The sequence below is a fragment of the Haemophilus haemolyticus genome (genome assembly GCF_003493685.1).
Lineage (GTDB): Bacteria > Pseudomonadota > Gammaproteobacteria > Enterobacterales > Pasteurellaceae > Haemophilus > Haemophilus haemolyticus_O.
Genome location: NZ_QQJW01000002.1, coordinates 77533 through 89509, shown reverse-complemented (window position 1 = coordinate 89509; position 11977 = coordinate 77533). Strand labels below are relative to the sequence as shown.

The 11977-nt window shown below is 40.1% G+C and carries 13 protein-coding genes, 1 pseudogene and 1 riboswitch; of the genes and pseudogenes, 4 read left to right on the top strand and 10 right to left on the bottom strand.

The features are described from left to right. The first annotated feature begins 224 nt into the window (after nt 1-224). Together DV434_RS02640 and DV434_RS10760 are read left to right on the top strand one after the other, a co-directional pair. Nucleotides 225-515: a helix-turn-helix domain-containing protein gene (locus DV434_RS02640; RefSeq protein WP_153065687.1), complete on the top strand. Its 291-nt coding sequence runs from the start codon at nt 225-227 to the stop codon at nt 513-515. Beyond that, entirely contained in the window at nt 500-943 is a 444-nt protein-coding gene (locus DV434_RS10760; protein ID WP_118785235.1) for an IS3 family transposase, read from the top strand. Before DV434_RS02640 ends, DV434_RS10760 begins: the two co-directional genes overlap by 16 nt. 72 nt (nt 944-1015) lie before the next feature. Here DV434_RS10760 and ribB read toward each other — a convergent pair whose 3' ends face one another. Then, complete coding sequence (gene ribB, locus DV434_RS02630) at nt 1016-1663, bottom strand: 3,4-dihydroxy-2-butanone-4-phosphate synthase (protein ID WP_118785234.1); 648 nt, start codon at nt 1661-1663, stop codon at nt 1016-1018. A gap of 87 nt (nt 1664-1750) precedes the next feature. After that, nucleotides 1751-1928: riboswitch (FMN riboswitch) on the bottom strand. On the opposite strand from ribB, the pseudogene nadR reads away from it, so the two are divergent. Continuing rightward, nucleotides 1905-3146: pseudogene (nadR, locus tag DV434_RS02625) on the top strand (multifunctional transcriptional regulator/nicotinamide-nucleotide adenylyltransferase/ribosylnicotinamide kinase NadR); the annotation flags it as partial. Its footprint overlaps the riboswitch before it by 24 nt. After that, nucleotides 3143-3823 (top strand): metallophosphoesterase family protein, encoded by a 681-nt coding sequence (locus DV434_RS02620; RefSeq protein ID WP_118785232.1) that lies wholly within the window; start codon nt 3143-3145, stop codon nt 3821-3823. The pseudogene nadR and the gene DV434_RS02620, both read left to right, overlap by 4 nt. A gap of 61 nt (nt 3824-3884) precedes the next feature. Here DV434_RS02620 and DV434_RS02615 read toward each other — a convergent pair whose 3' ends face one another. From DV434_RS02615 to DV434_RS02575, 9 genes are all read right to left on the bottom strand, one after another. Beyond that, entirely contained in the window at nt 3885-5555 is a 1671-nt protein-coding gene (locus tag DV434_RS02615; protein WP_118811450.1) for a fructose-specific PTS transporter subunit EIIC, read from the bottom strand. A 1-nt stretch (nt 5556) separates the two neighbouring features. Next, the gene (gene fruK / locus DV434_RS02610) at nt 5557-6498 is read right to left on the bottom strand and encodes a 1-phosphofructokinase (protein ID WP_005632741.1); all 942 of its coding nucleotides are present in this window, start codon (nt 6496-6498) and stop codon (nt 5557-5559) included. Nucleotide 6499: 1 nt separating this feature from the next. Next, the gene (gene fruB / locus DV434_RS02605; RefSeq protein ID WP_118811449.1) at nt 6500-7999 is read right to left on the bottom strand and encodes a fused PTS fructose transporter subunit IIA/HPr protein; all 1500 of its coding nucleotides are present in this window, start codon (nt 7997-7999) and stop codon (nt 6500-6502) included. A gap of 71 nt (nt 8000-8070) precedes the next feature. Next, on the bottom strand, nt 8071-8601 hold the full coding sequence (locus tag DV434_RS02600; RefSeq protein WP_192881471.1) for a hypothetical protein: 531 nt from the start codon (nt 8599-8601) through the stop codon (nt 8071-8073). A gap of 95 nt (nt 8602-8696) precedes the next feature. Next, nucleotides 8697-8975 (bottom strand): virulence-associated protein VapD, encoded by a 279-nt coding sequence (gene vapD, locus DV434_RS02595; RefSeq protein WP_118785227.1) that lies wholly within the window; start codon nt 8973-8975, stop codon nt 8697-8699. An 8-nt stretch (nt 8976-8983) separates the two neighbouring features. Next, nucleotides 8984-9175 (bottom strand): DUF5397 family protein, encoded by a 192-nt coding sequence (locus DV434_RS02590; protein ID WP_012055040.1) that lies wholly within the window; start codon nt 9173-9175, stop codon nt 8984-8986. A gap of 70 nt (nt 9176-9245) precedes the next feature. After that, nucleotides 9246-10544 (bottom strand): polyamine export protein PaeA, encoded by a 1299-nt coding sequence (gene paeA / locus DV434_RS02585; protein WP_118785226.1) that lies wholly within the window; start codon nt 10542-10544, stop codon nt 9246-9248. Between the two features lie 50 nt (nt 10545-10594). Then, a complete protein-coding gene (locus tag DV434_RS02580; protein WP_005626131.1) occupies nt 10595-11119 on the bottom strand; it encodes a DUF1523 family protein in 525 nt (174 codons plus the stop codon). A gap of 26 nt (nt 11120-11145) precedes the next feature. Beyond that, entirely contained in the window at nt 11146-11928 is a 783-nt protein-coding gene (locus tag DV434_RS02575; RefSeq protein WP_118785225.1) for a YchF/TatD family DNA exonuclease, read from the bottom strand. Nucleotides 11929-11977: the final 49 nt, after the last annotated feature.

Sequence of the window (11977 nt, the reverse complement as noted above, 5' to 3'; positions counted from 1 at the left end):
CAAAACATTAGTTTCATTTGAATTAGATTCTCGCCATTTATTAATCACTTCAGTTTGTTTATAGTTTAGAACGATACAATAAACAGCTTAAATAAAAAAGTACGGTGATCTGCACCCCAAAAGCTGGACTAACCAACCAACAATTAAGGTGCAGATTTTTTACGGGTAAACACTACACAATCGAATTTAAATTACAGGTTCTCCAACCTATTTTGAATGGGAAAATGAGTATTAGAGAAGCGGCTCGTTTTTACAATATTCCTTCCAACGCCCTAGTCGGAACATGGTTGAAACGGTTTGAAAAAAGTGGCATAAAAGGACTGATTCCCCGTAAACCATCAGGACGACCGCCAATGAAACCCAAATATGCAAAAATACCACCGCCACCCAAAACTGAAGAAGACCGTTTACGTTTGAGAATTTTACAGCTTGAAGCGGAGGTAGCCTACCTAAAGGAGTTGAGAAGGCTCAGGCTTCAGGACGAAGCCGAGCAACAGAAATTATCCAAAGGTTAAGAACACGCTATCCGTTAAAATGGCTTTTAGGCTTTGCACAGTTAGCGCGTAGTACGTTTTTTGCTAAACGTCAGATTAAACTGGATAAGGATGAGCCGCTGAAAGAGGCCATTAAACGCATCAAAGCCAATCATCCTGATTATGGCTACCGACGCGTTCATGCCTGTTTGCCTGGTGTGAATCATAAAAAAGTCCAACGTTTAATGCAGGTACTTGGGCTTCAAGTGCGGTCAAGAAAAGGGAATTGCTTAGATAACGTAGCAATGGAAAGTTTCTTTGGGCGATTAAAAACAGAATACTTTTATGGCAAGGAATTTAAAACAAAAGAAGAGATAGTTGAAGCAGTAAAGGATTATTTGGACTATTATAGCCACCGTCGGATTCAACTAAAATTAAAAGGACTGAGTCCGATACAATATCGAAAATAATCCTTTAAATGACAGTCTAACTTTTTGGGGTCAGATCAAAAATCATAGAAATTTTCACCGCACTTCTTCATGCTAAATATTATGCGTTAAACGATATTCAACCAAATCTTCAATGGTTAGCACAGAATAACCAAATTTTTTCGCAAATTCTACAATCTCAGGGGCGCGAGCCATTGTGCCGTCGTCATTCGTGATTTCACAAATAACGCCTGCTTCTTTAAATCCTGCCAAACGCGCTAAATCAACGGAAGCTTCAGTATGTCCACGACGGGTAAGTACGCCACCATTTGCTGCGCGAAGTGGGAAGACATGACCAGGACGATGTAAATCTGTTGGAACTGCATTATCAGCAATAGCCGTTTGAATGGTTGTTACTCGGTCTGCGGCAGATACGCCTGTAGAAACACCTTTTGCAGCTTCAATCGTCACAGTGAAAGCCGTTTTATTTACACTATTATTGTGTTCTACCATTGGCGGTAAATCGAGTTGTTGGCAACGTTCATCAGTAATGCATAAACAAACGATACCACTGCCATAACGAATTAATTTTGCCATTTGTTCTGGCGTGATTGTTTCTGCTGGGAAAATTAAATCGCCTTCATTTTCACGATCTTCATCATCTAAAACTAATACGCCATTTCCATTTTTGAAGGCATTAATTGCGTTAAGTACGCGTTCTTCAGCGGTATTGCCGAATGGAGATAAAATTGACTGATTCATAGTAATTTCCTAATTTGAGATTTCAATTAAATACCAGAATCAGGGCTGAGAAATGCAAATAAAATAAACGATTTGGGAAGCCAACCGTTTTATTCTCTTTCATCCAGACTTTACTGTCGGCTTTGGAATTTCACCAAATCTGCTGACTTTAAAAGTGAAAATCAGGACAATTTAGCAGGAAAAATTTGCCAAAATTTGACCGCACTTTTAAACGCTCGTGGGCTTTACCACCGGTAGGGAATTTCACCCTGCCCTGAGAATGCGAATTAAGTATAGCGCAAAATACCTAGTCACTAAATCAGAACGTGAAAAATATTTTCATTTAGCCTACAATAAACGCACTCAATTCTTACGCTACCAAGAGCGGATTATGTCAAAAGCAAAAGAGAAAAAAGTCGGTGTCATTTTCGGGAAATTTTATCCCGTACACACAGGCCACATAAATATGATTTATGAAGCGTTCAGTAAAGTAGATGAACTACACGTTATAGTATGTAGCGATACGCAGCGCGATTTGAAATTGTTTTACGATAGTAAAATGAAACGCATGCCAACCGTGCAGGATCGTTTACGTTGGATGCAGCAAATTTTCAAATATCAAAAAAATCAGATTTTTATTCATCATTTGGTTGAAGACGGTATTCCAAGTTATCCAAACGGCTGGCAATCTTGGAGTGAAGCGGTTAAAACCCTATTCCATGAAAAACATTTTGAACCTTCAATCGTATTTAGTAGCGAACCTCAAGATAAAGCGCCTTACGAGAAATACTTAGGTTTAGAAGTTTCGTTAGTCGATCCTGACCGCACTTTCTTTAATGTGTCCGCCACAAAAATTCGTACGACACCATTCCAATATTGGAAATTTATTCCGAAAGAAGTTCGTCCTTTCTTTGCCAAAACGGTGGCAATTTTAGGGGGAGAAAGTAGTGGTAAAAGCGTGCTGGTGAATAAGTTAGCCGCCGTATTTAATACCACTTCCGCGTGGGAATACGGGCGTGAATTTGTATTCGAAAAGCTCGGTGGTAATGAGCAGGCTATGCAATATTCTGACTATCCGCAAATGGCTCTTGGTCATCAACGATACATTGATTATGCCGTGCGCCATGCACATAAAATTGCGTTTATAGATACGGATTTCATCACCACGCAAGCGTTCTGCATTCAATATGAAGGAAAAGCCCATCCATTTTTAGACTCGATGATTAAAGAATATCCCTTCGATGTCACTATTTTGCTTAAAAATAATACTGAATGGGTGGATGATGGCTTGCGCAGTTTAGGTTCACAAAAGCAACGCCAACAATTTCAACAACTACTCAAAAAACTGTTAGATAAATATAAAGTCCCTTACATAGAGATTGAATCGCCAAGTTATCTTGATCGCTATAACCAAGTGAAAGCAGTCATTGAGAAAGTGTTAAATGAAGAAGAAATCAGTGAATTACAAAATAGTCCATTTGTTATAAAAGGAAAACATCAATGATCTTATTTGCCGGTGATCCACACGGAAGCTACGATCATATTTACCCTTTTGTGAGAGAACAGGAAAATGTCGCACTCATAATTTTAGGCGATTTACAGCTCACCACAACAGATGAGTTGGATAAACTTGCTCAACATTGTGATATTTGGTTTATTCATGGAAATCATGATAGCAAAACAATTAGTGCTTTTGATGCGATTTGGGGTTCTGAATGGCAATCACGGAATTTACACAATCGCGTAGTTGATATTCAAGGAACCCGCATTGCGGGATTAGGCGGCGTATTCCGCGGGCAAATCTGGATGCCGCCAAATCGCCCCATGTTTTTTGATCCTATTCATTATTGCCAATATAGTCCACAAGAGAAAATCTGGCGAGGCGGTGTGCCTTTGCGTCATCGCACGTCAATTTTTCCATCAGATATTGAAATCTTAGAAAACCAACTAGCGGATGTGTTGATTTGTCACGAAGCCCCTAAACCACATCCGATGGGTTTCCAAGTAATCAATGATTTGGCGATGAAAATGGGAGTTAAGCAAGTATTCCACGGACATCATCACGAAAACTTTACTTATCGAACGAAGTATCCCTACAAAATCACGAATGTAGGTTTCCGTAGTCTTGCTGACGCCGAAGGAAATTATTTGCTACAAACGATCGACGATCGTGAAAAATAAATCTATTCCAAAACAAAAGCCGATTCAAATGAATCGGCTTTTTTACATTCAAAGTGCGATATTATTCCGCATTGTTTTTCGATTTAATAATGGCGTAAACCACACCTGTTGATAAAGCACCAATCGCAATGGCACCAAAATATTTCAATGGCTCAGATACAAATGGAATAACAAATAATCCGCCGTGTGGAGCTTGTAATGTAATATTTAATCCCATTGAAATCGCACCAGCCACGGCACCACCAATCACAGAGCTAATAATGACTCGAATTGGATCTGCTGCCACAAATGGTAATGCACCTTCAGAAATAAAACATAAACCAAGAACAAATGATGCTTTCCCCGCATCGCGTTGGCTAACTGTGAATTTATTGCGAGCAATCCAAGTCGCCACTGTCATACCAATTGGAGGAACCATACCCGCGGCCATTGCCGCAGCCATTGGCGTATAAACTTGGGAAGCAATCAATCCAACAGAAAAAGTGTACGCTGCTTTATTTACCGGTCCGCCCATATCGATACACATCATTGCGCCGATAATTGCGCCTAACACAATCGCATTCACTTCGCCCATTGAAGTAAGCCAATTACTTAGCTCTTTCATAATTTCAGCCACTGGTGGATTGATGAGATAAATCATCGTCAAGCCAACAATCATCGAACCCAAGAGCGGTAAAATTAAAATCGGTTTTAATGAAGTCAGGCTTGCTGGCAATCGAATAATCACATTCAGCCCTTTCACCACATAGCCCGCTAAGAAACCCGCAATAATACCGCCAAGAATCCCTGCGCCCGCTTCACTTGCCAGCATCCCCGAAATCAAACCAACTGCAAGCCCTGGACGATCAGCGATAGAAAATGCAACGTAACCGGCAAACACGGCAATCATTAACTTGAACGCCACACCACTACCGATATTCATCAACATATTTGGAAGATCTTGCAAAATCCCAGTATTTTCAATCACATTAAAACTGAACATAAAGGAAATCGCGATCAACAATCCACCCGCAACCACTAACGGTAACATATGAGAAACACCTGTCATTAAGTGTTTGTACACACCTTTTTCCTCACGGCTTTCTTCTTTCGATCCCGCATTATTTCCACCATCAAAAATTTTGGCTTCTTTAAATGCTTTATCAAATTCTTGCTCGGTTTTCTTCAAGGCTAATCCTGTTGAAGTGCGGTACATTGGCTTACCTTTAAATTTATCTAAAGGCACATCAATATCTGCTGCAACAAATACCAAATCAGCCGCTGCGACTTCTTCTGCAGTAATTTCATTGCCAGCCCCAACTTGACCACGGGTTTCAACTTTTACATTCCAACCTTGCTTTTTCGCATAGGCTTCAATCGCTTCGGCTGACATAAACGTATGTGCAACGCCTGTTGGACAAGCAGTTACCGCAACAATATTTTTTACACCAGAAACACCTGTAAAACTCACCGCACTTTTCGGTGCAACATAATCTGCCCCATTCGCTAAGGCATTTGCCAGCGTGACTTCAGGAGAAATCATGGCGATAGCTTCTCCGATAATAAAGACTTTTTTACCGACTAAAGCGGGGTTATTTGGTAATACAGAACCAAATACGAGAACAAGATCTGCTTCGGCTGGTGTTTCTACAATAGAGACATTCGCTTTTTGCGCAGCTGCTCGAAAAACTTCATGTAATAAATAGGCTTTCGCATTGCCTACATTAGCTGATTGGGTTAAAAATAACTTCATACTATCCTTCAATCATCGTTATTTGTACTTTTTCTAAAATGGGGTCAAGTAAACTCAAATCACTCACACCGACATTACTTTGAGACACTGCAAAAGCGGACACAGCCGTAGCAAACGCTAAGGTTTCAGCTTTCGATAAACCTTTTTCAAAACCATAAATTAAGCCTGCTACCATGGAATCCCCTGCTCCAACAGTACTCACTACATTTTCACATTTTGGTGGTTCGGCTTTGAGCACGCCTTCATTATTAATCCATAAAGAACCTTCTGCGCCCATTGAAATAATCACATTTTCAATGCCTTCCGCTTTGAGTTGCTGTGCAGCGGCAATAATTTCTTCAAGACGATTTAATGGATAACCAACCCAAGCCTCAAGTTCTCGATGATTGGGTTTTACTAGCCAAGGTTTCGCTTTTAATCCAGCGGTGAGCGCAGCATTGCTACTATCAAGCACCACTTTAACGCCAGCTTGGTGAAGCTGATTCAACCAATCAGCAAATAATTCAGGAGACACACCTCGAGGTAAACTGCCACACACTGCGACAATGTCATAATTTAAACAATAAGCCAAAGAATCCGTCACAAATTGTTGCCAAACTTGTGGGCTTATTTGATATCCCAAGAAATTTAAATCTGTCACATCAGCTTCAGTCTCGGTAATTTTTACATTGATACGCGTTTTGCCATCAACTCGGTGGAATTTATCTTCCAAACCGTGCTTATTAAACATTTGCTCGAAATCAGCTGAATTATCCTTGCCCAAGAAACCGCCTACTGCAACATCAACGCCTAAATCTTTTAGTACTTTTGCGACATTAATGCCTTTCCCAGCAGGAAATAAGCCAAGGGTTTCTACGGTATTTACTTCACCAAGTTGGATACGATTTAAACGGCCGACTAAATCATAGGCGGCATTTAAAGTAATTGTTACGACGCTTGCCATACTATTCACCTAAACCCGATTCAATCACAGCACCGATTCCATCAATAGCTTGTTGCGCTTCATCGCCCGTCGCAACAAAACGTAAACGAGTCCCTTTCACTACGCCTAATGCCACAATTTTCATCAAGCTTTTAGCGCTCACTAATTGAGAATTACGATCAAGATTCTGAACCGCTACAGAGGCATTATATTTTTTCACTTCGTTTACCAACACCGTACTTGGGCGAGCGTGCAAACCGTGTTCGTTTTTTATCACAAACACGGCTTCAATAGCATTTGCTGGCAAGTTATGATCTTCGCTTACCGCTGGTGCGTGAATTTGTTCCCCCATAATCTCAATAGTATCTGGTTCAGATGGTGGCACCGCAGAAACATTCTCTCCCAAGCCATCGGCAATCACTTTGCCCAATGCTTCAATAGCTTGTTTGGCATCTTCCCCTTCTGCCACAAAACGTAAACGATGACCTTGTGTTACACCAAGCGCAACAATCTTCATCAAGCTTTTTGCACTGACGACTTCACTTTCACGAGTAAGATTTTGCACAGTAATTTTCGAAGTGAATTTTTTCACTTCATTAACCAAATTGGCACTTGGACGCGCATGTAAACCGTGTTCATTACGAATCGTAAAGGTTCCTACAACAGCACCTTCTACGGATTGAGTTTCAACATTACTCGATGAACCCAAAAGTGCGGTCAAAATTTCTGTTGAATTACCATTGAGCAAGGTTGTTTGAACATCATCATCTAATAAACGCGCTAAAGTTGGATTAATTTGATCACTAACAGCTGAAACGGTTATCACGCCTTTTACCGCTTTGCCATTGTGGCTAAAAATCGTTTTGGCACGACTAAATGCTAAGGCATTTTTCACATTTCCGACGACAGAATCCGTTACCCATAACCCTTTTCCAAGCGGTAATGCCGCATTATTAATCACCTCAGAAATAAAGCGATTTTCTACCGCACTTTGCACCTGCAATTGCCCCGCATTAATCGCGACTAAAGTTAATAAACTTTGGGTATCCACATCTAAACTGATATTAGCAGCAGGAATTTCAAACGGTTCGATAGTTTCACCCATTAAAATCGCACGAAATTCAGCAACATCCGTTACTTTTGCTAATTTCGCTGCGGTATCTTCATCACTCAACACATGAGTAAGCTGGCGCAACAAAGACAAATGCTCATCAGATCGCGCCGCAATACCAATCACGACATAAGCAATATTGCCCTCGCCCCATTCAATTCCTTGAGGAAATTGAAACACTTGCACACCCGTTTTCTTTACCATCGAACGAGTATCCAAAGTGCCATGAGGAATAGCGATGCCATTGCCTAAAAAGGTTGAAGTTTGCTGTTCGCGCGCTAACATTCCTTGTAAGTAACCATTTTCCACATTGTCTGCTTGAACTAATGCGGACGCTGCCATTTCAATCGCTTGTTGTTTATCCGCTGCGTTAGCATTTAAATGAATGTTGCTTTCCGAAAGTTCTAACATTCTTGCTCCTTAATAATTTAAAAATAAAGCTGCTGGTGAAATAAATCGACCAGCAGCTTGTTGAAAAACAATTATTTAGATGTACAGGCTTTCAGCAGTGCTTCACTACCTTGCGCAATATATTCATCATTTTCACCGCGCTCTTTGCCTTTTTGCAAATCACGCATCGCATCATAAATACCTTGAGTCATGCTTTGCGAATCCACTTTTTCCCAACAATTTGCGCTCAAACGTTTAAGGTTCGCTTGCAAGGCTTCAGCATGTAACACACCGCTATAGTAAGCATATACATCAGAATCATGGCCGCCAGTGTAAAGTTTATCCTGAATTTGTTTCACAGGAACTAAAATACGGCCTAAATACCAGTCATTCGCCCCACTTGCAAAATTATCTACAAAGAAATTTTCATTCACACGACCTTTATATGTCACCACTGTCGCTTCATAAGCTGCTGCATAGGATTTCTGATCGATTTTATCTTTATCTAAATCAATCACTTTTTTATCGTTCCCCATAAATGGAATATAGTTGGTAACCGATGACCAAGAAGAACAACCTGCCAACATTAACGTAAAAAATAAAACAGAGATTTTTTTAAACATAGTCATACCTAATTGAGAATCAATAAAAACGCAGCCATTATACTGGCTGCGCGTGATTAAGCAAGGAAGCCTATAAGCTCCATTTAAACAAATGCTTAATTTCGTATAAAGTCAGTGAAGTCAGACCATTGCTCAATACGAAAAGCGCGAATATCTCGTACAGACTGAGAAATCCACGCCAACTGTTTTAGTGCGTTCATTGCCTGAAAAAGATTCGCCATATCTTCATTCGTATTGGTATATAAACTTCCTTGTGTTCTAACAAAACCAAATTTTGCTAAGGTTGCGCCAATGTCTGTATAAGCCTGTTGAACGCCCTTTGGATGATAATCTTGAGTGTCTTTTACAACTAAATCAAAAGCAATCGCGTACATAATTTTCCTTATTCAGCTTCGGGATCTTCAAGCAGGTGAGATAAGCGATAAATGTCTTTTTCTCCAGATTGTAACAATGTGATATTCACCAACGCATCGCCATCTGGCAAAAATTCCGCAACCTCGCCAACCACATAAGGCACGCCAAATTGCCCGAATTGCTTAATACAGCCTGTTGGAATTTGTTGTCTTAGTTCCATATTTAACCTCATATTTTTATGGTTTTATAACATAATTTTGTAGAGAAATGGATAAAAATTTACCGCACTTCTACTCCTGCTCTTTTACTAAAGACACCAAAATCTGATCGATTTTAAAGTTTTCTGTATCGATCACTTCAAACTTGTATTTTCCGTAAACCACAGAATCGGTTTTTTTCGGGATTTTACGTAACATATACATCATAAAGCCACTGATGGTTTCGTAATTTTCTTCATCTGGGAAAGATTCAATATCTAACACTCGTGTCACATCTTCTAATGGCGTTGCGCCATCAATAAGCCACGAATTTTCATCACGACTCACAATATATTCTTCTTCGTTAGAAACCAATTCACCCATAACAATACTCATCACATCATTTAGCGTAACGATACCCACTACAAGGGCGTATTCATTTACAATAATCGCAAAATCTTCGCCAGTCGATTTAAACAATTCCAATACTTCGTAAAGAGAAAGCGTATCCGGCACAAATAATGCTTTACGGAGTAGTTTAGGATCTGTGAGCACCACATTTTCATTCTGCAAATACATGGTGAGCAACGTATGGGATTCTACATAACCTAATATTTTGTCTAGGCTATTGTCACAAATCACAATTTTAGAATGAGAATCACGAGAAAGCGTATCCATGACTTCTTGGCGAGAAAAAGTGCGGTCTAAATACACGATATTTTCACGCGTAGTCATGGTGGAAGTCACTGTACGGGATTGCATGTCGAAAATATTTTCGATGAGATAATGCTCTTGAGTTTTTAATACTCCAGCCTCTGCACCCGCTTCTACTACGGCGAAAATATCTTCAGATGTCATGCCATCTTCACGCACAGTGGAAATACGAAATAAGCGGAAAAATACATTAGCAATCGTATCAAAAAACCATACAAGCGGCTTAAAGACAAACATACTGAAATTCATAATGCCGACAACGCGCAGCGCCACCATTTCAGGATAAGTAATGGCAATACGTTTTGGAATAAGATCAGCAAATAAGATAAAGAAACAAGTAACCAATACAAATGCGATTGTAGAAGCGGTTGGTTCAATCCAATCTCCCACAAAAGAACGACTTAAAATTTCCGCGATATAAGGGCTTAGTGCACTTTCACCAATTCCCCCGCCAAGAATCGCCACCATATTCAAACCGATTTGAACCACAGTAATAAAACGACCGGGATGCTCTTGCAATTTAAGCACTTGAAGCGCGCGCACATCCCCTTCATTCGCAAGGGTTTGTAGTTTCAATTTACGCGAACCCGCCAGTGAAATTTCTGCGGAAGAAACAACTGCACTAATTAGAATTAAGGCAATAATCGCCAAAATAGTATGAAATAATTCCATAATCATTACTCAAAAATATGAAAGAAAACGACCGCACTTTGCGGCCGTTCAGGATATTACTCTTCGCTGTCAAACCAGCCGCGAACAAATTGAATAGACAAGAATAAAGTAGCTAACAGGAATGCATAGAAAATCCAAGAAACGATTGGATGACTTGGCGTGTCATCAGCAGTAATTTCTTTAATTGAGGTTGCATTACGGTATTCATCCATCATCGTAATACGCCAACCATAGTATTTAATTTGCACAAGTTTGTTGTCATTACCCAAAGCCTGCGCTTCAGCCTGTAAATTGGCTGATCCAAATTTGAAGTAGAACGGAAAACCCCAACGTGTATCTTCATTGCGATACACCATAATTTTGCCATCGTCATTTTGCGTATTAATGTAATACACATCACGTGTTGGGCCATCAGCTGGGTTCGATTTTGTGATCGGGCCGTCTTTATCAACGCGTTTTACTTCTACGCCAGTAACACGTGTCACATCATAATGAGGGAACACATAATTCACCACAGAAAACATAAAACCATGGAATAAAAAAACAACAATAAATAAGAAATATTTAAAAAACTTTCGCATACTTTTCCCTTGTCAGAACTGTGCATTTATTCTACACGAATTTTAAATAAACGCTCGAAATTTTGCGTAGTGATTCTAGCAAACGCCTCAGCCGAAACACCCTTTAAGGTTGCCACGTATTCACATACTTCTCTCGTATAAGCTGGTTGGTTTTCTTTTCCGCGATAAGGCACTGGCGCAAGATAAGGCGAATCCGTTTCCACTAATAAACGATCCATTGGTACATAACGAATAACCTCACGAATCGCTTCGGCATTTTTAAAGGTTACAATGCCAGAACAAGAAATGTAAAAACCTAAATCCAACGCTTTTTTCGCAAATTCCATGGTTTCCGTAAAACAATGAATAACGCCACCGCACTTTTCAGCATGGTGCTGGCGTAACATTGCAATGGTGTCATTACCTGCTGAACGTGTATGAATAATTACAGGCTTATCTAATTGGTTTGCAATATCGATTTGGCTACCAAACACCGCTTGTTGCGCCGCTTTATTGTCCGCGCTGTAATAATAATCTAAGCCAATTTCGCCAATCGCAATCACTTTTGGATCTTGCGCCAAACGCAACAAGCGTTCTGCGTCATAAGGTTCTTCTTCAAAATCGAGGGGATGAACACCGCAAGCAAGGGAGACATTATTAAATTCGCGTAAAGAGTCATAAGCCTGCTCAAAACGGCTTAAGGTTACACCAATCGCGAGCAAATGTTTCACATCACGCGCGCGCGCTTTTTCCACCACATCTGCGATGTTTTTATGTAAATTTTCATAATCCAACGCATCTAAATGACAGTGGGAATCAACAATGAACATAATTATTTTTCCTTATGCCTAAGGCTTGAACGCCATAGGCGATATATCT